25 protein-coding genes are annotated in these 23,198 nt (G+C 62.1%); 7 read left to right on the forward strand and 18 right to left on the reverse strand.

All coding sequences use genetic code 11. The annotated features are described in order from the left end of the window. Positions 1 to 70: 70 nt before the first annotated feature. Positions 71 to 349, forward strand: a complete 279-nt coding sequence (locus tag ACWJKU_RS01185; RefSeq protein ID WP_454145209.1) for a DUF5666 domain-containing protein — start codon at positions 71 to 73, stop codon at positions 347 to 349. Positions 350 to 593: 244 nt separating this feature from the next. On the opposite strand, the gene ACWJKU_RS01190 is transcribed toward ACWJKU_RS01185, so the two are convergent. From ACWJKU_RS01190 to ytfE, 3 genes are all read right to left on the reverse strand, one after another. Further along, positions 594 to 2,024 carry a multicopper oxidase family protein gene (locus tag ACWJKU_RS01190; RefSeq protein WP_454145210.1) on the reverse strand — a complete coding sequence of 477 codons (1,431 nt, stop codon included), beginning with the start codon at positions 2,022 to 2,024 and terminating at the stop codon, positions 594 to 596. A 625-nt stretch (positions 2,025 to 2,649) separates the two neighbouring features. Next, the gene (locus tag ACWJKU_RS01195) at positions 2,650 to 4,932 is read right to left on the reverse strand and encodes a nitric-oxide reductase large subunit (protein ID WP_454145211.1); all 2,283 of its coding nucleotides are present in this window, start codon (positions 4,930 to 4,932) and stop codon (positions 2,650 to 2,652) included. Next, on the reverse strand, positions 4,925 to 5,614 hold the full coding sequence (gene ytfE, locus ACWJKU_RS01200; protein WP_454145212.1) for an iron-sulfur cluster repair protein YtfE: 690 nt from the start codon (positions 5,612 to 5,614) through the stop codon (positions 4,925 to 4,927). Before ytfE ends, ACWJKU_RS01195 begins: the two co-directional genes overlap by 8 nt. Positions 5,615 to 5,760: 146 nt before the next feature. On the opposite strand from ytfE, the gene norR reads away from it, so the two are divergent. Further along, positions 5,761 to 7,287: a nitric oxide reductase transcriptional regulator NorR gene (norR, locus tag ACWJKU_RS01205; protein ID WP_454145213.1), complete on the forward strand. Its 1,527-nt coding sequence runs from the start codon at positions 5,761 to 5,763 to the stop codon at positions 7,285 to 7,287. A 268-nt stretch (positions 7,288 to 7,555) separates the two neighbouring features. Here the strand turns inward: norR and ACWJKU_RS01210 are convergent, their stop codons facing one another. From ACWJKU_RS01210 to ACWJKU_RS01220, 3 genes are read right to left on the reverse strand one after another with little or no spacing between them, the layout of a single operon-like run. Then, positions 7,556 to 7,708 (reverse strand): hypothetical protein, encoded by a 153-nt coding sequence (locus tag ACWJKU_RS01210; RefSeq protein WP_454145214.1) that lies wholly within the window; start codon positions 7,706 to 7,708, stop codon positions 7,556 to 7,558. Positions 7,709 to 7,740: 32 nt separating this feature from the next. Beyond that, on the reverse strand, positions 7,741 to 8,010 hold the full coding sequence (locus ACWJKU_RS01215) for a hypothetical protein (RefSeq protein WP_454145215.1): 270 nt from the start codon (positions 8,008 to 8,010) through the stop codon (positions 7,741 to 7,743). 23 nt (positions 8,011 to 8,033) lie between these two features. Continuing rightward, positions 8,034 to 8,246 (reverse strand): hypothetical protein, encoded by a 213-nt coding sequence (locus tag ACWJKU_RS01220; protein ID WP_454145216.1) that lies wholly within the window; start codon positions 8,244 to 8,246, stop codon positions 8,034 to 8,036. Between the two features lie 84 nt (positions 8,247 to 8,330). Between ACWJKU_RS01220 and ACWJKU_RS01225 the strand changes: the two genes are divergently transcribed. Beyond that, complete coding sequence (locus ACWJKU_RS01225) at positions 8,331 to 8,633, forward strand: helix-turn-helix domain-containing protein (protein ID WP_454147991.1); 303 nt, start codon at positions 8,331 to 8,333, stop codon at positions 8,631 to 8,633. Positions 8,634 to 8,901: 268 nt separating this feature from the next. On the opposite strand, the gene ACWJKU_RS01230 is transcribed toward ACWJKU_RS01225, so the two are convergent. Beyond that, positions 8,902 to 9,123 carry a hypothetical protein gene (locus ACWJKU_RS01230; RefSeq protein ID WP_454145217.1) on the reverse strand — a complete coding sequence of 74 codons (222 nt, stop codon included), beginning with the start codon at positions 9,121 to 9,123 and terminating at the stop codon, positions 8,902 to 8,904. A gap of 412 nt (positions 9,124 to 9,535) precedes the next feature. Between ACWJKU_RS01230 and ACWJKU_RS01235 the strand changes: the two genes are divergently transcribed. The 4 genes from ACWJKU_RS01235 (at position 9,536) to dinB (ending at position 13,845) form a co-directional block, all read left to right on the forward strand. Continuing rightward, positions 9,536 to 9,973 carry a DUF3015 family protein gene (locus tag ACWJKU_RS01235; RefSeq protein WP_454145218.1) on the forward strand — a complete coding sequence of 146 codons (438 nt, stop codon included), beginning with the start codon at positions 9,536 to 9,538 and terminating at the stop codon, positions 9,971 to 9,973. A gap of 35 nt (positions 9,974 to 10,008) precedes the next feature. Beyond that, entirely contained in the window at positions 10,009 to 11,904 is a 1,896-nt protein-coding gene (locus ACWJKU_RS01240) for an Lnb N-terminal periplasmic domain-containing protein (protein WP_454145219.1), read from the forward strand. 94 nt (positions 11,905 to 11,998) lie between these two features. Continuing rightward, positions 11,999 to 12,562 (forward strand): YqiA/YcfP family alpha/beta fold hydrolase, encoded by a 564-nt coding sequence (locus ACWJKU_RS01245; RefSeq protein ID WP_454145220.1) that lies wholly within the window; start codon positions 11,999 to 12,001, stop codon positions 12,560 to 12,562. A 122-nt stretch (positions 12,563 to 12,684) separates the two neighbouring features. After that, entirely contained in the window at positions 12,685 to 13,845 is a 1,161-nt protein-coding gene (gene dinB / locus ACWJKU_RS01250) for a DNA polymerase IV (protein ID WP_454145221.1), read from the forward strand. 381 nt (positions 13,846 to 14,226) lie between these two features. Here dinB and ACWJKU_RS01255 read toward each other — a convergent pair whose 3' ends face one another. From ACWJKU_RS01255 to modA, 11 genes are all read right to left on the reverse strand, one after another. Continuing rightward, entirely contained in the window at positions 14,227 to 15,147 is a 921-nt protein-coding gene (locus ACWJKU_RS01255) for an FAD-dependent oxidoreductase (RefSeq protein ID WP_454145222.1), read from the reverse strand. A 510-nt stretch (positions 15,148 to 15,657) separates the two neighbouring features. After that, positions 15,658 to 16,077 carry a hypothetical protein gene (locus ACWJKU_RS01260; RefSeq protein WP_454145223.1) on the reverse strand — a complete coding sequence of 140 codons (420 nt, stop codon included), beginning with the start codon at positions 16,075 to 16,077 and terminating at the stop codon, positions 15,658 to 15,660. A 350-nt stretch (positions 16,078 to 16,427) separates the two neighbouring features. Then, positions 16,428 to 16,790: a hypothetical protein gene (locus ACWJKU_RS01265; RefSeq protein WP_454145224.1), complete on the reverse strand. Its 363-nt coding sequence runs from the start codon at positions 16,788 to 16,790 to the stop codon at positions 16,428 to 16,430. A gap of 41 nt (positions 16,791 to 16,831) precedes the next feature. Further along, a complete protein-coding gene (arsB, locus tag ACWJKU_RS01270) occupies positions 16,832 to 17,986 on the reverse strand; it encodes an ACR3 family arsenite efflux transporter (protein ID WP_454145225.1) in 1,155 nt (384 codons plus the stop codon). A 168-nt stretch (positions 17,987 to 18,154) separates the two neighbouring features. Continuing rightward, positions 18,155 to 18,757, reverse strand: a complete 603-nt coding sequence (locus tag ACWJKU_RS01275) for an arsenate reductase ArsC (protein WP_454147993.1) — start codon at positions 18,755 to 18,757, stop codon at positions 18,155 to 18,157. Then, a complete protein-coding gene (locus tag ACWJKU_RS01280; RefSeq protein ID WP_454145226.1) occupies positions 18,658 to 19,086 on the reverse strand; it encodes an ArsI/CadI family heavy metal resistance metalloenzyme in 429 nt (142 codons plus the stop codon). The genes ACWJKU_RS01275 and ACWJKU_RS01280 overlap by 100 nt, the downstream gene beginning before the upstream one ends. Beyond that, entirely contained in the window at positions 19,083 to 19,412 is a 330-nt protein-coding gene (locus ACWJKU_RS01285) for an ArsR/SmtB family transcription factor (RefSeq protein ID WP_454145227.1), read from the reverse strand. Before ACWJKU_RS01285 ends, ACWJKU_RS01280 begins: the two co-directional genes overlap by 4 nt. Before the next feature lie 278 nt (positions 19,413 to 19,690). Continuing rightward, positions 19,691 to 20,797 (reverse strand): molybdenum ABC transporter ATP-binding protein, encoded by a 1,107-nt coding sequence (modC, locus tag ACWJKU_RS01290; RefSeq protein ID WP_454145228.1) that lies wholly within the window; start codon positions 20,795 to 20,797, stop codon positions 19,691 to 19,693. A 9-nt stretch (positions 20,798 to 20,806) separates the two neighbouring features. Further along, positions 20,807 to 21,499, reverse strand: coding sequence for a molybdate ABC transporter permease subunit (gene modB, locus ACWJKU_RS01295; RefSeq protein WP_454145229.1), 693 nt, complete (start codon positions 21,497 to 21,499; stop codon positions 20,807 to 20,809). A gap of 16 nt (positions 21,500 to 21,515) precedes the next feature. Next, on the reverse strand, positions 21,516 to 22,331 hold the full coding sequence (locus tag ACWJKU_RS01300) for a TOBE domain-containing protein (RefSeq protein WP_454145230.1): 816 nt from the start codon (positions 22,329 to 22,331) through the stop codon (positions 21,516 to 21,518). A 38-nt stretch (positions 22,332 to 22,369) separates the two neighbouring features. Then, on the reverse strand, positions 22,370 to 23,131 hold the full coding sequence (gene modA, locus ACWJKU_RS01305; protein WP_454145231.1) for a molybdate ABC transporter substrate-binding protein: 762 nt from the start codon (positions 23,129 to 23,131) through the stop codon (positions 22,370 to 22,372). Between the last annotated feature and the right edge of the window lie 67 nt (positions 23,132 to 23,198).

Here is a 23,198-nt window from a genome sequence, read left to right on the forward strand (position 1 = left end):
CGACGCACGCGGACGAATTTTGGATACGCGATGTTTGTCCAATGAAGCGATGTCATTCAAGGAGCGAACGATGAAACGATTAATAACCTTGTTGTTTCTGTCCAGCGGAATTCTTTGGATCCCGGCGAACAGCCAAGCCGGCGAAGAGTTCTACGGCATTCTTGAAAAGCGCCCGGAAGGCAAGGTCGGCACCTGGATGATAGGCGGTCGCGAGGTCCAGGTGACCGAAACGACCAAGCTGGAGGAAGACGACGGTCCTCTGGCGGTCGGGGCGTGTGTACAGGTCGAGTACGAGGGCGGCTCGGTCGAGGAGATTGAAAGCGAAGAGCCGGGCAAGTGCCGGAAGTAGTCTAGAGCGTTTTCATCGCGGCTTTACGGCCGAAAAGGAAGCCGCCTTCGGCGGTAAGCGCGTTACGCTGCAAAAACCTGGCGCGACTGCGCTTCGGCTTCGCCCGCCAGTCCGGGGGGCTTTTCCTGGGCACCCCCCCCGCCCTCTGAGCGCCGAGGCCGTCCTCAGATGGCGCGCCGATCCTGCGCGTCGCCGGCATGTAGCGCGGCGATTCGTGCTCGGATCCGCGGCGCCGGGCTTGGGTCTACGGATTCACCTGAAATGGCAGCATCATGCCGCTCTCACCATGCTCGGCGATGTGGCAATGCGCCATCCAGCTTCCCGGATTGGCGGCATCCAGCAGAATGTCCACGGTGGCTCCTCGCGGGACGAGGACGGTATCCTGCCAATCGGGGTTCTCGTGGCGTATCCCGTTGGTAGCCAGAACCCGGAAGCGCTGGCCGTGAAAATGAATCGGGTGCTGCATGGGATGCATGGACTGAGAATCGTTCACCAGGCGGATCTTGACCTGATCGCCCCGGTCGAAGCGCCAGGTTTTGATGGCCATGCCTTCCTCGCCGGTGATTTCGTCCACCATTTTCCAGACCACCGTCTCGGACGTTGATACGCGATTCATCGTCGCCATCGTGTCCTCCCACTCGATCCCGTCGTCTTGCCGATCCTCGTCCGTCGCCGCGTGATGCATCATGGTTCCGTCGGGCATTCGGTGGGCCCCATGTTCGTCGCTGCCCGCGGCTCCCATGATCGCGTGATCCATGCCCAGGTCGAGTTTCAGAATTTTGTCGGGTTCCTTCGAGAAGAAGGGTTCCAGGACCGTCCGGTTCTCGAGGTCCGGCTCTTCGCTCCGCAGGATGGCGAATTCCTTTGCGTAAGACTGAGCGACCGCCGGCTCCTTAACCGTCACGGTGCCCAGCGAGTAGGTTTTATCCGGCGTCCGGTGCTGCACGGGATAGTCGCCCGCTTGATCGAACAATACGTCTACGACGCGCCGTTCGCCCGGCGCCAAGAGCACGCTGTCGACCCAGGTTTCTTGCGCGTAGCGGCCGAGATCGGCGCCGACCCCTTTCATTCGCGCGCCGGGGATGGACAGGTTGAAGGTCCTCGCGTTCGCCGCATTCGTGAGGTAAAGACGAACCGTCTCGTCGCGTTTCACGGAGAAGCGCGGATGAGTGTCGCCGTTCAGGAGCAAGGTGTTCCCGAACCGGCCCATGAGCGCATGGTCGACCGTCTCTTTGAAAAAAAGCGCGCGATCGCCCGAGGGATCGAGCGCAAGGTCCGACAACACCCAGACAAGTTCCCGATTGACGCGCGGCCAATAGGCGGAATCGGTCGGCGTGACCACGATGGTGCCATAGAGCCCCGACGCCAGAGCGTAATCCGTGCGGACATGGGGGTGGAACCAGTAGATGCCGGGATCGGGAAACTTCAATCGGTATTCGACGGTTTCGCCAATCCGTTGCGCCTTTTGAGTCAGGCCGGGCACGCCGTCGAAGGCGTTCTCCAAGCGTACGCCGTGAGCATGCAAGCTGGTCTCGGTATCGCCCCGGTTGTGCAAGCGCAGGGTCACTTCTCCTCCTTGGAGAACGCGCAGCACGGGGCCGGGTACGGAGCCGTTGTAGGCCAGCAGGCGCACCCACCGGCCGTTGATCTTTTTCTTGACTGGGGCGATCGTCATTTCGAACACGTCCCCGCTTTTCAAATTGACGGCCGTCGTCGGTTTCGCTTCCGGGAGCCCTTTCGTCCCCCGGGGAAACGCCTGTTGGCGAGGTGCGTCGACCGTCCCGGGGGTCTCGAGGCCATTGGCCGTTTGAGCCGTCATCGGGCTGCCGCGATGGCCCTCGTGCGCGGCGTGGAGGTCGCCAGAGCCGGCGGCAATTCCTTTGGAGCCGAATAGCCCGAGGACTAGCGCGGATACGGCCAGCGCGCCGGCGCGCCGCTTATGGCTGGCATTGGAGCATCGCCATGCCGGGCATGAGGCCGTCTCGCATTCTGCTGAAGAGATGAACATGGATATATTTGATTTTACGGAAAAATTATGAGGAGCGGTTGGTGGCGGCGGTCTCTTGCAATCGCCGGCGGCGGCTTGAATCGCGCCCCCGCCGGGATTTTCGATGCGGGGGATGCGCTTGCCCGCTTTGCCGGTGGGCTGTCAGGGTTTCTGGAGCCTTCCGGTCCCGCATGGCGATCCGGGGTCAGCCACGCCTCTCGATTCCGGCATGGGCAGACGCCCGGATCGGGCCGATCCGTCGCCGCCGCGTCCGATCGTGCGGCGGCGAGGCGGTTTTCGCTCGATAGTAGAGTTACTCCGTCGCGGGCGCGGGCGCTTCGGCTAGCAGCGGCAGGCCGCTCTCTCGCTGCAACAAGCCGCTGACGACTTGCCAGGCGATCGACAGCGCGCCGACGATGAAGACTGCGTCGCCGAAAGTGCGCACCCAGCGCAGTGTTTCCAGGAAGGGCTGTTGCAGGAAGGCTTCGCTGCGCGCGTACCAGAGCCCCTGACTGACGCTGGCATGGAACTGGAACAAGCCGATGGGCAACAGACTGGTGGCGATCATCAGCACCAGACCCGCATTGAGCCACCAGAAGCCCCTCTTCATGAGGCGTTCGTTGAACGCCAGTTGCGGACGCACATAGCGCAGCACCAGCAGCGTGAAGCCCAGCGCGAGGAAGCCGTACACGCCGAACAGCGCGGCATGGGCGTGCACCGGCGTGGTGTTGAGACCCTGCACGTAGTAGAGCGAGATCGGCGGATTGATCATGAAGCCGAATACGCCCGCGCCCAGCATGTTCCAGAAGGCTACGGCGATGAAGCACATCAGCGGCCATTTCAGGTTCGCCATCCACGGCGCGCGGTTCTTGAGACGCCAGTTCTCCCAGGCTTCGTGGCCGAGCACCACCAGCGGAACCACTTCGAGCGCGCTGAAGCTCGCGCCCACGGCCATGATCGGCGTGGTCGTGCCGGAGAAATAAAGGTGGTGGAAGGTGCCGGGCACGCCGCCGAGCATGAACAGCGAAGCCGAGGCCAGGCTTGCGGTCGTCGCCATGCGCGAGGATACCAGGCCCAGAGTGGAGAAGACGAAGGCCAGCGCCGTGGTGGCGAACACTTCGAAGAAGCCTTCGACCCACAGATGCACCACCCACCAACGCCAGTATTCCATCACCGACAGATGGGTGCGCTCGCCGTAAAAGAATCCGGCGCTGTAAAAGAGGCCAATGGCCACGACCGAGGCAGTGAACAGGGCCAGCAGGTTCTTGTCGCCCACCCTTTTGAAGGCCGGTCCTATGCCGCGCAGCATCAGCACCAGCCAGAAGGCGACGCCGGCGAACTTGCCGATCTGCCACAGCCGGCCGAGGTCAACGTATTCGTAGCCCTGATGGCCGAGCCAGAAGTTGAGTTCTTTCGGCATCACTTGCGCGATCGCGAGGTAGTTGCCGGTGAAAGAGCCGGCCACCACGATCACCAGTGCCCAGAACAGGATGTCCACGCCGATCTTCTGATAGGCCGGGTCCTTTCCGCCGTTGATGAGCGGCGCGAGAAACAGGCCCGCGGCCAGAAAGCCCGTGGCGATCCAGAACAAGGCGCTCTGGATGTGCCAGGTGCGCGCCAACGAGTAGGGCAGCCACTTCGAGAGATCGATGCCGTAGAAATGCTGGCCTTCCACCGTGTAATGCGCCGTGAAGCCGCCCAGCAGTACCTGGAAGGAAAGGAGCGCGACGACGAGAAACAGATATTTCCCGAGGGCGCGCTGGGAGGGCGTGAGCGCAATCAGAGAAAGAGGATCGCTCGCCGGGGCTTTGGGGTCGCTTTCGTCGTGCTTGCGCAGGAACGCCCAGCCCCAGATCAGGAAGCCGACGCCGGCCATCATGACGGCAACGCTGGCGATCGACCACACGATGTTCTCGCCGGTGGGCCGATTGCCGATCAGCGGCTCATGCGGCCAGTTGTTGGTATAGGTTGCGCTGGAGCCGGGGCGCTCGGTCGCGGCGGCCCAGGCGGTCCAGAAGAAAAAGGCGGACAGATCGGCGCGGCGCTCGGCGCTCGGCAGGGTGGCCTCTTTCATGGCATAGCTTTCGCGCGTGCTCTGTAGCTCGGGCGCATCGCCGAACAACCGCTCGTAATAGGCGGCCGTCCGTGCGATGGCTTCGGCTCGCCGCGCCGAGACCGTCACGGCGCCGGTCGCCTGGTCGAACGTATTGTGACGGTACTCGTTTTTCAGGCGCGCCGTCAGAATGGCCTGGCGTTCTCCGTCGAGAGCGTCGAAGCTCATGCCGTATTCCGCTTGCGCGGCCAGCTCCAGCCAGTTCGACAGTTCCCGGTGCAGCCAGTCGGCGGTCCAGTCGGGCGCCTGATAAGCGCCGTGTCCCCAGATCGAGCCCAGTTGCATGCCGCCCACGGACTGCCAGGCGGTCTGCCCGTCGAGGATGCGTTCCTGCGCGTAAAGCGTCCGGCCTTCGTGGGTGATGATGCGCTGCGGAATCGGCGGCGCGCTGCGATAGACCTCGGTGCCGTAATAACCGAGCAGGGTGAAGGTCACGGCCAATATGCCGATCAGCGTAAACCAGAGCTTGCGGTAGTTACCCATGGGAGGACTCCATTTTTTGCGTTTGCGAGGCGGTTTCGAAAAGAACGTTGTTCTCCAGATGGATGTGTTCCATCAGGTCTACGCACAGCGTCGCCAGTCCCAGATACAGGGCGCGCCATGTGTTGCAGGCCGTGGCGGGCGGCGTGAAGCCGTCGGTGAGTTCGATCAGGCGTTGCAGCGCTTCGCCGTGATTGTCGTGTTCCATGCGCATGACCAGAATCGGCCCTTGCACAGCGGCCCTCGCGCCGAGCGACAATAGCGGGAACAGCACCCGTTCTTCCTTGTGCATATGGCTTTCCAGCTCCTGCCACAAGGTGCCGAGATGATCGGCCAGGCCGTGCGGGCATTCGGCCCGATCGCCGTGAACCTGTTCGACTTTGCGCGCCAGGCGGATCAGTTCCGGCAATTGCACGCGATGGCGTTCATGAAAGCGATCGACGATGTGCGCGATGAGTTCGGCCGTAGGCGCGTCCTTCCATCTATCGGCATCCGAAGTCTGCTGCGCTTGCAGGTTTTCCAGTCGGCGGGCGACGATTTCCGGTTGCAGGCCCTTGGCGCGGGCCGCTTCGCGCAGGCTTTGTTTGCCGCCGCAACAGAAATCCAGCCCGTATTCATGGAAAATCTGCGTTGCTCCGGCGATGGTGCGGGCGAGATGGCCCAGAGATTGATCGAGTGTGTTCATGATTGAATCCTTTGTGAATTGCAACTCTTATTCAGCAAATTGTAGGCCAGATAAATTCAATATATAAATTAACGAGTTATATAATCAATGGTATTTTTGACCAAGTTATGTTAGGGTTAAAAATACCTTTAACGGTAAAATAAACCATGTTCGAGAATATGCTGATGGCCGATCTGGCGGCCGATTTGCCGCAGGCGGTGCGATTGCAAAGACTGGTGAGCGCCTTGCGGATGCAATTCCGCTGCGGAGCGGTAGCGTTGTTGCGCTTGGAAGAAGCGTATTTGCGCCCGGTCGCCATCGATGGATTGGTGCGCGATGCCTTGGGCCGGCGTTTCGCGACGAGCCAGCATCCGCGTCTGGCCGCCATTCTTTCGCGGCGCGATCTCACCTGCTTCAATCACGACAGCGGTCTGCCCGACCCCTACGACGGCCTTATCGACACCCACGTCGGCGAACCTCTGCCGGTACACGATTGCATGGGCATCAGCCTGTACGTGGAAGGTCAGCCGTGGGGCGCGCTCACTTTGGATGCCTTGCAGGTCGGCGCCTTCGACGAGGCGGCGCGCAACCGCCTGAGCGAACTCGCGACGCTGATCGAGGCATCGATACGGGTGACCCGATTGGAAGCGGAAATCCGCGCGCTGCGACTCGTGCACAGTAAGGAGTCCCTCGCGGTGCCGCCGCCGCAGGACGACGGCGAGATCGTCGGCCAGAGCCAGGCCATGACCCAATTGCTGCGCGAACTCGAAGTGGTGGCCGACTCCGAATTGCCCGTGTTGCTGTTGGGAGAGACGGGCGTGGGCAAGGAATTGTTCGCGCGCCGGCTGCATCGTCTGTCGCGCCGTCGCGCTCAGCCGCTGGTGCACGTCAATTGCGCGGCCTTGCCCGAATCGCTGGCCGAGAGCGAATTATTCGGCCACGCAAAAGGAGCGTTTTCGGGGGCGACCATCGAAAGGCCGGGGCGCTTCGAAGCCGCCGATGGCGGCGTTCTGTTTCTCGACGAAGTGGGCGAGTTGCCGCTCTCGGTGCAGGCAAAGCTCTTGCGCACGCTGCAAAACGGCGAGATTCAGCGGCTCGGCGAGGATCAGCCGCGGCATGTGGACGTGCGGGTCATCGCGGCGACCAATCGCAAGCTGCGCGATCAGGTGCGCGACGGGGGATTCAGGGCGGATCTCTATCATCGGCTATCCGTTTATCCGGTACACATACCGCCGCTGCGCGAACGCGACAACGACGTGCTGCTCCTGGCCGGGCGCTTTCTCGAACTCAACCGTGCGCGGCTGGGTCTGCGCAGCCTGCGGCTCGCCCCGGAAGCGGAGACCGCGCTCAAGCAATATCGCTGGCCGGGCAATGTGCGCGAACTGGAGCATGTGATCAGCCGCGCCGCGTTGAAGATCATGAGCCGCGGCGTCGATCGAAACGATATCGTCACCTTGCCCGTCGACCTGCTCGATCTCGATGAGTTCGAGCGCGTCGCCGACGCGCATTCCGCCGCCGCGGCCAACGAATCGGAAAGAGTATCCACATTGCGCGATGCGGTTGAGGAGCGCCAGCGCCGCTCTATACAGGATGCGCTTCGTCTGTGCGGCGGCAACTGGGCCAGGGCCGCGCGCCAACTGGACGTGGATCCGAGCAATCTGCACAAGCTGGCGCGGCGGCTCGGCCTGAAATAGGTTCGCAGACGGAGCCGGGATAGGACGCCTTTTACGGATGGTCGAAAAGTAAAATCGCGAAACCCAACGCCCGGGAAGGGGCGAGGCTCAAGCGGGGTTTGCGATCGGAGAAGGTCTGTTGGATCGATCGGTTGTCCAGGCCGCTCTTCCGAATTGGAGATTTCTCAGAGATTCCCAAACGGTGTTCGGTGCCGGCAAAAAGCAGTCAGCGCGCCTGCACCGATGCCGGATCGGAAGCGTTTCGGCTATAACACGCCCGAAAAACACTCTAATCTTTCGTTCCGGTGAGAAGGTGAAAGGTCACGAAGCGGTCGGCAATCACGCCGCCGATGCCGATGCAGGCAACGGCGAGCAAAAGGGCGGCGAGAGCGATGCGGGTCTCGGTTTGGGCCAGAAGTTTTGCGAAACGGGAGACGCTCATGGGGCATTCACCGGGGCGGTTCTCGGGTATTTTCATCGGCGGGGTAGGTGCGGCGGCCCGGATTCCCGCCGGTTCTTGAAGTGGCGGTATGCGGCGTCGAGGGCGCTTTGCGCGTGTTTGACGACGGGCTCTCCGGCGGTGCCGGCGGTAAAGAGGAGAAAGCCTTGAAGCTGATTCCGGTACATCAAATAGCCGAGTTCGATACTACCGCCGCGGCGGACATAGTCGACCGACTGGGTCACGATCGATTGGCATGCCGCGTGAAGATCGCCGAGGGGAATCTTGGTTCGAAGGGCCGGCATCGATGTTTTTCCTGTGGTTCGGCTTAGAAACAGGTTTCATGCTCGAGGCAGCGTAGGGTGAGTTTGACCATGTTGATCAGGCGGTGCTTGCCGATGACGATGCTGTCCACCTGGCCGCGATCGACCCAGCCCTCCACCACGCCCGGCGATACCCCGACCAACTCCGCGAACTTCTCCCGGTGCATCACCTGCACATGCGGCAGCAACAGCACTTGACGGATGTCCTGTTCGTCCATAATGTCCCCTCGTTGCGTTACATTGGGAAATAACAGGTTATTTGAACGTGTATTTTATACATATCTGTAAATAATACAAGTGTGATGTATGGGCTCGATGAATTTGCCGCGAATGATCGCATCAAGCGGTTGCGTAAGACTTTGGGTCTGACGAGGGACGAATTCGCCCAAAAGACAGGGATAGGAACGAACCAGCTCAGCAATCTGGAGCATAAAAAACAAAAGGTTTACGCCTGGCACATCGAGGCGATTTCCAAAGAGTGGCCGCAGTACGGTTACTGGCTTTGTACGGGGAAAGTCCTGCCCGAGGTCGGCCAAACCAGCCCGGAAACCGAGGAGACCCGAGGATATTTAAAGGTAGCCGAACCGCCGCCGGAGAAGCGCTGACAAGCGGGAAGGGGAGGGCGGCGGCGCCAAAAATTTTTCCTCGAACGCCGTAAGCCAAGGAAGCTCCGATTGACTCTCCGATTCAGACCCATGATTGACGTCGCTATTCGAACCGAAAGACCCTCATCCCGACCACACGGGCCGCCATTGGAAAATCGGAAAGCGCGCCGGAACGATAAAAGCGTATGTCCGGATGGTTTTGCCTGGGCGAGGTTTGGGATTGTCCGGTTTCGAAGCGCAATATTCCTGGGATATGGGCGCGGACCGTTCAACCGTTATGTTCGGCGGATACGGGATTCAAGCGCATCTCGATCGTGTTCACGCCCCAATAATCCGGATATTTCCGCAAGAAGGAGTCCAGCTCCGATTCGAACGCCAATCGCTGTGCCCGTTTGACCTCCTTGCCGCTTTTCCTGAGCCACTTGGCCCAGAGCAATGAAATTTGCCTGGCTTTGGACCGGGTGTCGCTGGATTGAAGAATCGTTTCCATGGTATCCCTTCCGATGAGTGGTTTTCCGGCGATCCCGGCCATAATCGAAGAATGCCCGGGGCGCTCTTGAAATCCGATCCGGCCTCCGATGGCCGCTACCGGGTTTTCAGTCCGATTGTCATCGTTACGAAAAGCCCATCGTCTTCCAATACGCAAATTTGCATACCTTTTGCAGAGGCTCCGGCATGCGCGAATCCCGCTCCGGCCCCGTTTAAAAAAACGAACGTTCCTTTGCCCTAAGGGGTTGAATTGTTGTAAAAAAGCCGGGTCATAACTGAAATATTCTCCTGGTATTCGGCGCCGCCCCCGCGCGCTTCGTGAAACCCGGGTGCGTACATGGCGGCCGGGCGAATTTTCCGTCAAGCCTTGGAAAAGAGGGGAAATGGCCTTTTTCATGGATTTAGGTAGACGTATGTACGCTTCGAACTTTTTTAATGCGCTGGGCGCTCTGTTTGTCGCACTGGCGTTGTCCTCCTGCGCCGTCACCACCGATTCGACCGAGTCGACTACGGAGACCTTCGAGAATACGACCGATGCGTCCTCGGATTTCACGTCGAGCACCAGTCCGCGAGACAAGCACGATCACTCGGCGAGGTCGCGGATAAACGAATTCGCCGCCGCCAATTTCGAGCGCCTACGGGAAGACATGGCGCTCGGGAGCGGCGAGCACCTGGCTGCGCTGGCGGATTTGTTACAGATTTCCGAGGTCGATCGTCCGATGTTCTACCAATTCATCAAGGCCCGGTTTTCGACCTGGTTCGGCTCCGATCGGATCAGCGCCGAGGACTGGCTGGCGAAATTCATGACCGATTTGGCCGATCGTCCGGAGCTGCAAGCCGCTCTGCCCTGAGCGCCGTCGGCAGATAGGCGGCGGTTTGAGCCCGCATGGCCGGACGTCTGATTCTGCTGCTGGGATTCTGCGCGGTCTGCGCTTCCGTCCCGGCCCGCGACGACGTTTATGCGCAGGAGTTGTTGCAGGCGGCGCGGGATCGGCATCTGGCGGACCGCGCGGAATGGCGGACCTTGCTCCATTATCGCTCCGACCTGTTCGGGCCGGGCGCCACGAGTCTCATCGACGATCCCGCCTTTTTTCTGGCGGCGGCCGGCAAGACCGATCCGGCGGACGAACTGGCCGCGACGCTAGCCGCTTTTTTGGGAGATTCCGAGGCCGCGGTCGAGCCGGCACGATGCCGGTTTCCCGCGCGCTATGCCTGGCTGAAGCAGGAACTCGGGTTCGATCCCGAAAAGCTTGCCGAACCGCGCTGCGAACGTTTCGAGAACTGGCTCGCCATGTTGCAGCCCCGGCGGATCAGCCTGATCTTTGCCTCGGCCTATCTCAACAATCCCGCCTCGATGTTCGGGCACACGCTGCTGCGCATCGATGCCGAAGACTCGGCGGACCTGCTCGCCCATGCCGCCAGTTACGCGGCTAGAACCGGCGGGGAGCGCGGCATGGCGTTCGCGCTCAAGGGCTTGTTCGGCGGCTATCCCGGGCGGTTTTCCGTATTGCCCTATTACCTCAAGGTGAAGGAATACGGCGATATCGAGAATCGCGATCTCTGGGAGTACCGACTCGACCTGACTCCCGACGAAACGATGCGGCTGCTGCGGCACTTATGGGAGCTCGGAGCGGTTTATGCCGATTATTTCTTCCTCGACGAGAACTGCGCCTATCAATTGCTGCTGCTTCTGGAGGCGGCCCGGCCGGACTTGCGGCTCTCGGACCGGTTTCGCGGCTGGGCGATACCGTCCGATACGATCCGCGCCGTTACCGCAACCCCGGGACTCTTGAAGGCGGTCAAGTTCCGCCCGGCCCGCAGCACGGTGGCGCTGAGCCGCTGGGCCGCCGCCGATGGCGAAATGCGGAGTCTGGCCGATGCTCTTGCGATGGGGCGAACGGTCCCGGACGCTCCGGCACTCGAAGCCCTTTCCACGACGAGACGGGCGCAAGCGCTGGAACTCGCCATCGATCTGGCCGAATATCGCAAGGCGACCGACGCCGAGACGGCCGAAGCGCTGAGCCCGATCGTCTTCGGCCTGCTCAAGGCCAGAAACCGGCTGGATCTGCCCGCGCAAACGCCGCACGTTCCGGTACCGGAGGTGCGGCCGGATCAGGGCCATGCCAGCAGCCGATTCCGGTTCGGCAACGGACTCGCCCCACTCGGCTATTTTCTTCAGCTCGAATATCGTCCCGCCTATCACGATCTGATGGACCCCAAAGGCGGCTACATCCGGGGTTCGCAAATCCAGGTATTCAACACGGCGCTGCGGATTTTTCCGGAACGGGGGAGGGTTGAACTGGAGCGATTCGACGCTCTCGACGTCGTGTCCCTGGCGCCGTGGAACCGGTCGCTGTCCGGCATCTCGTGGAAAGCCGGCGCGGGCGCGGCGCGAAGATATCTGGACGGCGGCCGGACCGCCTCGCTGGTCGGGCGTTTCAATCCGGGCGTGGGGCTCAGCTACGACCTGGCGGGGCATACTCTCTTTTACGCCTTTGCCGAGGGCTCTCTGGAAGTGGCCGAAGAGTTCAGGAATATCGTGGCCCTGGGTATCGGACCGTCGTTCGGTGTTTATCACGATTTTTCGAAAAGCTGGCGCGCGGGGCTTTCCGGCCGATGGCTGAATTACTGGTTCGGCGGGCCCCGGCACAGCGACGAACTGCTTCTTCAGCAGCGCATCGGCCTCTCGGAGGAGAACGCGCTGCACTTCGAGCTGTCGCTGCGCCGGGAAGCCGGACGCGACTTTCTGGGCGGCATGGCCTCGTGGCAGGTTTATTTCTGAAGCCTTCCCCGGCGACGGACTTCCGGTGCCGGAAACCGGCCGAAAGCATAAGATATCGCTCTTCCGAGTTTCTGAACGTCCAAATGGAGGATCCATGATTGTCTATCTTCACGGTTTCCGTTCGTCGCCGGCCTCCGCAAAAGCCCGCCGCCTTGCGGAACGCATGGCTGCCCGCGGGTTGGCCGACCGGTTCTGGTGCGAACAGTTGCCGGTCGGCCCGCGGCAGGCGATCGAGCGGATCGAGCGCGCCCTGGCGCAATCCCCGACGGTTCCGACGTTGGTGGGCAGTTCTCTGGGGGGCTACTATGCGACCTATCTCGCGGAGAAGCACGATCTCCGCGCGGTACTGATCAATCCGGCGGCGGATGCCCCCCGGACCCTGGCCGCCTTCGTCGGACCGCAGACCAACCTCTACACCGGCGAGACCTTCGAGTTCACGTCCGAGCACATCGCCGAACTGGACGCCTTGGCCGTGCCGCAGTTGGCGCGGCCGGAGCGCTTCTGGCTGCTGGTGGAAACCGGGGACGAGGTGCTGGATTATCGCCAGGCGGTGCAGAAATACGCCGGCGCTCGCCAAACCGTCATCGAGGGCGGAGACCATAGTTTTCGGCATTTTCCCGATTTTCTGGATGCGATCGTCGATTTCGCGGAGGGCTGAACATTTTTTCGTCCGCCATCGTCAGGAAACCCGCGGATCCGGGAGCGGCCCGGGCCTCGACCGGTACGAGGCCGGGATAAGCCGGCGGCGGCCATACCTTTGCCGACGGCGCGTCTGGCCGCATGAGCGCGAATAGCCCCGACCGAATCGACCCGCCCCGGCCGCTCCGGAAGATCATCCACATCGACATGGATGCTTTCTACGCGGCCGTGGAACAGCGAGACTTTCCGGAACTCCGGGGCAAGCCCGTGGTGGTGGGCGGCGCTCCGGACTCGCGCGGCGTGGTGGCCACCTGTAGCTACGAGGCGAGGGCATTCGGCATTCGTTCGGCCATGCCCGCGGCCCACGCCTATCGGCTGTGTCCCGAGGCGGTGTTTCTCCGGCCTCGGTTCGAGGTGTATCGGGCGGTGTCGGCGGACATTCGCGCCATCTTCCTGGAGTTCACGGACCGGGTCGAAGCCGTCTCTCTGGACGAAGCGTATCTCGACGTCACGGCCAGCCCGGCCCTGCAAGGCTCCGCCACTCGGATTGCCCGGGAGATCAAGCGCCGCATCCTGGAATCGACCCGGCTCACCGCCTCCGCCGGAGTTTCTTACAACAAATTCCTCGCCAAGATCGCCTCCGACCGGAACAAGCCCGACGGATTCTGTCTGATCCCGCCGGAGCAGGGGCGGGCGGTCATCGCGGAACTCCCCATCGGCGCGTTCCACGGCATCGGCAAAGCCACCGAAGCCAAGATGCGGGCGCTCGGCATCCATCGCGGCTGCGACCTGGCGCGCGTGCCGCTGGCCACGCTGATCCGGCAGTTCGGCAAGGCCGGCGAGCACTATTACCGGGTCGCCCGCGGCATCGACGAGCGGCCGGTCATCCCCGACCGTCCGAGGAAATCCTGGGGCGCGGAAACCACCTTTCCGGCCGATCTTTCGGACCGGGCCGAAATGCGCGAGCACCTGGCCCGGCTGGCCGCGGGCGTCCTCCGGAAACTGGCCCGGCACGGCCTCGAGGCTCATGGCCTGACCGTCAAAGTCAAATACGACGACTTCGAGCAGATCACCCGCACTCGAACGCTGGATCGCCCTTTCCGAGACGCCCGCGATGTCCTCCCCCATCTCGCCGAACTCCTCGACCGCACCGAAGCCGGCCGCCGCAAGGTCCGGCTGCTGGGCGTCAGCTTTTCGGTTCTGGAAAGCGCGCAGCGTCCGACAACGGGACAGTTGGACCTGTTCGCGCCGGAACCCGCCCTGTCCGAGACCCGGGTGGATGAACCCGAAAGCCGCAATTGAATCTCCGAAATGACCGCAAGGCCGCGTCAGCCGCCGCATGCCCTCACCCTAACCCCTCTCCCAAAGGGCGAGGGGCCAAACGCCCTTCTCCCGAACTTCAAAACACCCTCTCCCTTTGGGAGAGGGCCGGGGAGAGGGTTTAGGGCTTTTCAGGTTGTTTCCGACGGCCGGATTTAGGATGAAGGCTCTGCCGAAAGCCGGCTCGCGCGGAAAAAGCGCCGTGAGCAGGGCCGTCGCCCCCTCTGCTCGCCGTGTTCAGCCGCCGGTCCGCATCCGAGCGCGGTAGGTCTGCATGCCGCCGGACAGTACCTTGACCCGGAGGCCGTTCTGCGCCAATAGCCGAAAGGCGTAATAAGCCCGTTGCCAGACGCCGCAGATGAGCTAGATCTCGCGATCCTTGGGTAATTCGTGAAGCCTGCCGCGCAAGGTTTCGAGCGGCAGGCTTCGTGCGTTCGGGATGTGGCCGCCGGCGAATTCCGCTTCGCTGCGAACGTCCACCAGCAGGGCTTCGGTGCGCGCCAATTCATCCCAATCCGCCAGGGGCAGGCCGCCGCGGAGATGGTTAGCGGCGATCATGCCGGCCACATTGACGGGGTCCTTGGCGGCGCCGAACTGGGGGGCATAGCAAAGCTCCAGGTCCTCCAGGTCGAATACCGAAGCTCCCTGCACCATGGCCGTGGCGATGACATCAATGCGCCGTGCCACGTCGAGTTCGCCCGCGGCTTGCGCGCCCAGAATCCTGCCGTTGGTCTCGGAGAACAGCAGTTTCAGGTGGATCGGCCTGGCGCCCGGGAAATAGCTCGCATGGTGGCCGGGATGCAGGTAGACCTTTTCGTAATTCATGCCGGCTTGCCTAAGCAGCTTTTCGTTGGCGCCGGTACAAGCGATGGCGAGACCGAACACTTCGCACACGGCGGTTCCGAGCACGCCGTCGAATTTCAGGGGCGGCGGCGTACCGTCGTTGCGATCGAAATGCTGAAGAATGGCGGTCGCCGCGACGCGCCCCTGCCGGTTGGCGGGACCGGCCAGCGGGACGAGCTGCCATTCCCCGGTGACGCGATTTTTCACTTCGACCACATCGCCCACGGCCCAGATGGCGGGGTCGCCGGTACGCATGTATTCATCGACGCGAATGCCGCCGAAGGCGCCCAGTTCCAGGCCGGCATCGGCCGCGAGTGCCGATTCCGGACGCACGCCGATGCCGAGGACGACCAGATCGGCGGCGATGGTTTCGCCCTTGGATGTCAGCACGTTCAAACCGTGCTCCGGGTGCCGGTCGAAGGCCGCGACGCCTTCGCCCAATCAGCGCGCGAGGCGCCGGCCGTCGCCGCCTTGATCTTCCGGCTGTCCGGAATGGTGCGCAGCACGTGGATGCGGGGCAAAGGCGGTCGGACGGGTTTGGCGCGGAGTCGATGGCGTTCTTGAGCACCCCGGGGATAGACCGGTTGTATTCGGACGTGACGAACAGCAGTCCTTGGGCGGCCATGATCTCGTTACGACGGCGTCGGCCAGTTTGCGGTTGAACGATTCCTTGCGAAGGCTGCCGACGATGACGGCGATCTGATATCCGCTCATGATGATCTCCTTCATTGACGCTATTGGACTCTTATAAGGTGAGGAACGCCTCTCGCAAATTTGACTGTCAGTGAAGATGAATCCTCCATCCGATTTCTGAACAGACTGCCTGTTTTTTCTCGGGGCTTGTGCATTGGCTCCTTCCAATCGCAAACGGCGTCTCCGCGAGCGCCGGAGACGCCCTTCCCGAAGTGAGAGGGAGCTAAGCGCAGTAAGGCCGTTCTGCGTAAGTCCCGATCACTTCAGTTCTTCGATCGCGAAGCGGTGGTAGCGGTGTGCGAAGTCGAACGGCACGCGGCGGACGACGTTTAGCGCACGTGCCGTCTCGGTATCGCCGGGCGCGTAGATCAGCAGGAACGCCGAGCCTTGCTTGGCCGCGTCCAGATGGGCTTGCACGGCCTCGTCGGCCCAGCCCAATCGTGCCAGAAAGCCCGTATTCTCCGCGAGATTGCGCTGCGCGGCGGCCGCCACGTCTCCGCATGTAAAAAGCTGACAATCCGCCGGGTCGTACCCGCCGGTCATGAGATCGCGCTGCACCTGTTGTGCATCTTTCTCGTCCGGAAACGCGACCACGAGATAGCCGAGCGGATAAAAGATGCCGAATTGCGTCATTTGAGACAAATCGCGCGACTCGTTACCTGGATTCTGATGGCTCATGATGCATCCTTGGTTAGCGTGGCGTTAACAGTCCATTAGACAGCCGGATGAGCGAAACTGACCACGAGTCCGGAAAAGAATTTTTCGTGTCGAGCGAAGCACGGCGCCGGCCCGAATAATTCATCACGGCCCCGACGCGGGTGGAAGGTCGGTCGTGGTCCGCGTTCGGCACGATCCGGTGCGTGGACGTCGGCTTCGACGGCGTCGCTACCCGGCGCAAGGGGGGAATAGCCTCGGCGCAATGGCGGATTCCGCGGTATGCCCGACAAGGCAGGCCGGGATGGCGAAGTAACCGGCAAGCACGCCCGAATGCCGGGTTTCGGGCCCCCCAACCCAGCCGATGGTCCAGGCTAGTTATTGTGCAGGGGGTGCATTGTCCCGTGAGGGTGTCCCGGCATGTCTTCCCCATGGATACGCGCCGGATCGGAAAAATCGCCGCGGGCGAATTCCCGGGAGATCTTGGTGAGGTACGGCCGGATGAGTTCGATCTGTCCGACGTTGGCGGGCTCCCGGACCACGACCTGCTGGATTCCGCCCGTTTCGGTCTTGGTGAAAATGTGTCGGGTTTGCTTGAGGTCGAACGGTATGACCTCGGCCCCGCGTTTGGCGATTTCCTCGATCCGTTCCGGACTCGCCGTCTGTGCCGGCACCACTGTGGGTAATCCAAGAGCGAGAACGATTCCGGCAAATACCCAGCGATTGCGATGTTGCATGACACGATCTCCAGTCAATTCATCGGTAAGCGGCGAAGCCATCAGTGCCCGGCGTTCAGATGCGCCGGACAGCATTCTTCGTAGCTCGGCACGCCGGCGCGGCGTTCGTACCAGGCGCGGCTGCGGTTGACCACGCCGACGGCGAGCAGCATCACCGGCACTTCGATCAGGACGCCCACGACCGTCGCCAAAGCCGCGCCGGATTCGAAGCCGAACAGGGCGATCGCGGTCGCCACGGCCAGCTCGAAAAAGTTGCTGGCGCCGATCAGCGCCGAGGGGCCCGCCACGCAATGCGGCGAGCGTACGGCGCGGTTCAGAAGATAAGCCAATCCCGAGTTGAAAAGCACCTGAATCAGAATGGGCACGGCCAGGAGCAGGATCACCAGCGGTTGAGCCAAAATCTGTTCGCCCTGGAAACCGAACAGCAGCACCAGCGTAGCCAATAGCGCCGTCAGCGAGACGGGGTGCAGGATTTTCAGCAGCCGGTCCAGACGGGCGTATCCGTCCCCGCGGCGCAGAACCGCCATGCGCAAGAGGTTGGCAATGATCAAGGGGACGACGATATACAGCAATACCGACAGGAGCAGCGTGTTCCACGGAACGGTGATGGCCGACAGACCCAACAGCAACCCGACGATGGGCGCGAAGGCGAAAATCATGACGATGTCGTTGAGCGCCACCTGGGACAGGGTGTAATGGGGCTCGCCGCGCGACAAATGACTCCAGACGAACACCATGGCCGTGCACGGCGCTGCGGCCAGGAGGATCAGCCCGGCGATGTAGGCATCGATCTGATCGGCCGGCAGCCAGGGCCGGAACACTTGGCCGATGAACAGCCAGCCGAGGAGCGCCATGGAAAACGGTTTCACGCCCCAGTTGACGAACAGGGTCACGCCCACCCCGCGCCAGTGCTTCACGACGCCTTTCAGCGCCTTGAGGTCCACCTTGACCAGCATCGGAATGATCATCAGCCAGATCAGCACCGCAACCGGCAGGTTGATCTTCGCCATTTCCAGCCGTCCCACGGTTTGGAAGGCTGCGGGGAAAAGATGCCCGAGGCCGATGCCGGCGACGATGCAGAGGAATACCCAGACCGTCAGATAGCGGTCGAACAGGCTCATGCCTTCGGCTTTTTCGCCCGACCCGCGAGCGGAACGGCGGGCGCTTCGGGTTGTATTTCGGGTCTGTTTGTTCATGGCGGTCGTTTCTCTTGATCTATTCAAGCTGGATCCGTCGCTTGGGATACGGCAATGAGTCGCGGAAGCCGCTATCCGTAGCCCGTATGAAGCGCAGCGGAATACGGGAGTTCGTAGGATGGGCAAAGGCCGACAGGCCGTGCCCGTCATGCCTGGCAGCCTTATCGTTCAAAGGGGTTCCGTCCCGATCCGATTCAGCGTCTCGGCCAGTTCCGATCGGGACATCGTTTCCACCGGCAGCGGCAGCAGTCGGCGGATGCGTTTTTCGAGCGCCGTGTAGGTCGCTTCGAAAGCGGCTTCGATGGTCTCGGGACTGCCGGTGACGCGGGCCGGGTCCGGCAAGCCCCAGTGCCCGCGCACCGCCGATCCCAGGTAAACCGGGCAGGCTTCGCCGGCGGCCGAATCGCACACCGTGATCAGGATGTCGACCGGCGTACCTTCGAGCGCGTCCCAGGACTTGCTGGCATAGCCTTCGGTCGGCAAGCCGTGGCGCGCCAGCGTCGCCAGGGCGTTCGGGTTGACCCGGCCGGTCGGGTGGCTGCCGGCGCTGAAAGCACGAAAACGTCCCGCGCCCAGGTGATTGATCAGGGCTTCGCCCAGGATGCTGCGGCAGGAATTGCCGGTGCAGAGTACGAGAACGTTCAGCGGACGCGGGTTTACGGACGGATTCCTTATTTTGAAGGGCTGCAGCAGCTCGAAGCGGGTTTGAGTTGTATGGCCGTGTCTTTGCCGAAGGTCGGTATGCCGCTCAGGGTGTGAAAGGCTTCCCAGGCGATGCCTTGGGGATCGACCGTCCAGTATTTGTCGGACTGGGCGTAGCAGCAGGCGGCCTGTTTTTGCGCTTCGACCGGCAGGGCGGCCTCGCTCAGGCCGCGGTTGACCTGTTCCAGTTCCTCGCCGGAATCGACCTGAAGTCCCAGGTGATCCAGGCCCGACTTGCGTCCTCGTGCGGAGATGGCGAAGTTGATGCGCGGGTCGTCCAGCATCCACTTGGCGTAATCGGCTTCCCGGACGCTGGGCTCGGCCTGGAACAAGGCGCTGTAGAACCGGATGTTCTCTTCCAGGTTTTCGACGGCGATGTGGACATGGAATCTTTTCATGGCGAATGCTCCTGTTGGGGAAAATCGGTTGGTGTGCAAGGCTTGCCGCCGCAGCAGTTTTCGGTCAGGAAACCGAGCAGCTCGTTCATGGTCCGGAAGTTGGCCGAATAGATCACGTAACGGCTTTCCTGCCGGGATGAAACGAGACCGGCGTGGGCGAGTTCCTTCATGTGAAAAGAGAGCGACGAGGGCAGAATGCCCAGCGTCTCGCTGATTTTTCCGGCGGATAAGCCTTCCGGCCCGGTTTGGACCAACAGACGGAAGACGGCCAGGCGGGATTCCTGGGCGAGCGCTGCGAGGGCGGTGACGACGGATTTTATTTCCATAATTCAATGATTATGGAAACATAAAATTATTGCAAGCGAAATTTTCGAGGCCCGATGCCGCATTTGTCTGGATATCGGTCAGGACAACGCCGTCCCGAAAGTTCCCGCTCCTCCAACGACAGCAAGCAGGGGCTTGCAAGAACGGGTTCCCAAGCTAGAGCTTGGCAACCAGCACAATGTAGGGCGGATTAAGCCCTTCGTCTCGGCTCAGGACAGCCTGATCTCGGCCGGCGCGGGCGACGGTCGGAATCCTGCGGATACGGGCGATCGGCTGACCGTTACGGCGCGGGCGATTCGAATTCGGCTCGCGTTTGCTCGATGAGATAGGAAAACGAGCGGGTTTTGATCAGGCCATAAACCGTTTCGCCTTCTCTTAAATTCAGCTCCCGCCAGGCGCGCGGCGTGATTTCCGCGAGCAGAGGCGCGCCGGCGTCGATCCGCACCGCGACGCCATCGCCGCGGGGTTCGATCTCGACGATCCGCCCCGGCACCTGATTTTGAATGGACAGGCCCGTTACCGCCTGGCGCGACAAGGCCACTTCGCCGCGATGCACGGAGACATAAGCGATTCGGCCGATTTCCAGCCGGGAGCGCAGCGGCAGAGCGAGGCGCAGGCCGCGGAAACGGGCGAGGGTGCAGCCGCCTTCGATGTCATGGGATTCGATGGTCACGGGCAGGGTGTTGTCCAATCCCAGCGGGTCGGCCCGATCCTGCCGCGGATTTTGCAAAATCTCGTGCAGGACGCCGGCGGCGACGATGCGGCCTTGTTCGATCAGGACCAGCCGGTCGGTCAGATGCAGGATTTCCGACAGCGCGTGAGACACGTAGATCATGGGGAGTTGCAATTCGTCCCTGATCTTTTGCAGGAACGGCAGGATTTGCGCTTTCAGCCCCTGATCCAGCGACGCCAGCGGTTCGTCCAGCAGCAGCAGCCGGGGCGAGGCGAGCAAGGAGCGGCCCAGCGCCACCCGCTGTTTTTCGCCGCCCGAGATATTGCGGGGATGAGCGTTAAGCAAGGGCGCCAGCCCTAAGAGATCGACGATGTCGTCGAAGCGGAAGCGGCGCTGATTCGTAGGCGTCTGCTTGAGGCCGTAGAGCAGATTGCCTTTCACCGAGTAATGCGGAAACAGCTGGCTGTCCTGGAACACCAGGCCGATCCGGCGCCGGTGCGGCGGCAGACAGATTCCGGTTGTGCTGTCGAAGAGCGTTTCGCCGTCGAGAACGATTGTTCCCCGCTGTGGCCGGATCAGTCCGGCAATAATCCCGAGCAGCGAGCTTTTACCCGAGCCCGAGGGACCGAACAATCCGGTGACGTTCCCGTTCAGCTCCAGTTGCGCCACCAAATCGAAGGCGTGGCGACGCAGTTCGATGTCGAGAGACAGCATGGGTATCCGCTACTCGCCGCTCAAGCGCCGTTCGGCGCGCCGGGTCAGCACCTCGCTCCCGATCAGGGCGGCGAACGCCGCGGCCATGGAGATCAGCACCAGGCGCATGGCCGGCTCTTCCGTGCCGGGCGTTTGGGTGTAGGTGTACAAGGCCAGCGGCAAGGTGCGGGTTTCGTTCTCGATGTTGCCGACGAAGGTGATGGTGGCGCCGAACTCGCCCAGGCTGCGGGCGAAGCTCAGGATCGCGCCGGTGAGTATGCCGGGCGCGGCCAAGGGCAGGGTCACGGTGAAAAACACCCGCAAGGGACTCGCGCCCAGCGTGCTGGCGGCCTGTTCCAACCGCGACTCGATCAGGCTCATGGATAGCCGCGCCGCACGCACCATGAGCGGGAAGCTCATCACCGCCGAGGCGATCACCGCGCCTTTCCAGGTAAACGCCACGCGAATGCCGAACCAGGTGTCGAGCCAATGGCCCAGACAGCCGTTGCGTCCGAAAGCGAGCAGCAGAACGTAGCCCGTCACCACCGGCGGCAGCACCAGGGGCAGGTGCACGACGGCCTCGACCACGGATTTGCCGTGGAACCGGTGCCGGGCGAGCAGCCATCCGAGCAGCACGCCGGGCGGCAGAACCGCCGCGACGCACCAGAGGCTAACCTTGAGCGACAGCGCCAGCGCCGACCATTCTTCCGCCGTCAATATCATCTGTTCGCCGCGACCGCTAATCCGCAACCCCGAGCATGACCGATCCCGCCTTGAACAGGGCGCAAGCGCTGTCGCCCTCGCGCAGCGCCATCGACTCCACGCTCTCGTTGGTGATGGTGGCGGCCACCGAATCGCCGCCCGCCAGCTCGATCACGACTTCGGAATTCACCGCGCCTTTTTGAACGCGTTTGACCGTGCCTTTCAACTGATTGCGCGCCGACAGGCGATAGCCGCCGAAATCCTTGACGATCATGACCTGCGGGGCCTTGACCAGCGCCAACACGTCGTCGCCGTTCTTGATGTCGAGCGACTGCGCGGACTCGATGGTGATCGACGACACGATCGTATCTCCGCCCTTGAGCGTCACGGTGACTTCCGCGTAGACGGCGCCAGTATGGATATCCGTCACCGTGCCGAAGAACTGGTTGCGCGCGCTGGCTTTCATTTTCAATCTCCCGAACAAGAAAACGAGGTTGGGGTTGGCCGCCAATTGCCGGTTTTTCGACTCCAGAAAACGATGGTGCTCTTTCTGGAGATCGGTAAAGAGTTCCAACAACTCCCGGCCGGCGGAGGTGAGCCGGGTGCCCCCTCCGTGCCGGCCGCCGACCGCGGTGGAAACCAGGATTCGCGGAGCCAGATTGTTGGCCCGCTCCACCATTTCCCAGGCGCCTTTGTAACTCAGGCCCACGTCTTTGGCGGCCCGGTTGATCGAGCCGGTCTTTTCGATCGCCGCAAGCAGTCGAAAGAGACGTTCGTTGAGGCCGCCGATCAGCCGGAGTTCGCCCTCGATCAAAGGAAGCGGTTGTTCGGAGTTCGTCGAATGCGGATTCATCTGTGAGTGCCGTAACCCGCCGGCCGGCCCGGGCCGGGTCACTGCTCCGGCAGCTTGAACCCGTACCTGGCGAATATCTCGGCCGCCGGTTTTTGTTTCAAATAATCCAGAAATTTCTTTGCGTCGCCGGATTGGGTGACCAGGGCGAAAGGATACACGATGGGCGTATGCGTATCCGCCGGAAATCGTCCGACGACTTCGACCTTTTTGCTTTGCTTCGCGTCGGTCTCGTAAACGATGCCGGCGTCGCATTCCCCGCGCTCGACCAGATTCAGCGCGGCGCGCACGTCTTCGGTGCCGACCGTTCGGTATCGGATACCGTCCCACCAGCCCAGCCGGGTCAAGGCTTCCTTGGCGTAGATGCCGACCGGAACCGACTCGACCACGCCGGTGCACAGCTTGCCTTCGAAAGCCCCCGAAAAGTCGAAACCTTTTGCCATCGTCACCGGGAAACCCTTGCCTTGCGGAGCAATCACCACCAGGGTATTGCCCAGCAAATTCTTGCGGGAATCGTGGTCGATTTTTCCCTTGTTATCCAAATAGTCCATCCATTTCGTGTCCGCCGAGGCGAAGATGTCGGCCGGCGCGCCTTGCTCGATCTGTTTGGCCAGGGCCGAAGATGACGCAAAGGAAAACTTCACCGGAATCCGATTCGCCGCTTCGAAGGCTTTGCCGGTGTCGGCGAGGGCATTGGTCAGGCTCGCGGCCGCGAATACCGTGACATCGGCCGAGGCGGCGCCGATGCCCAGCAGGAATGCGGAGGCGGCTAGGGTCAGCGATTTGGCTATGGATGCGATCATGACGTTTCTCCTGGATCGAAGTTGGAAAGCCGCCGGTTCGGGCCCGGCGGAGGAGTTTGTGGCATAC

This window comes from Methylocaldum sp. MU1018 (genome assembly GCF_053646775.1).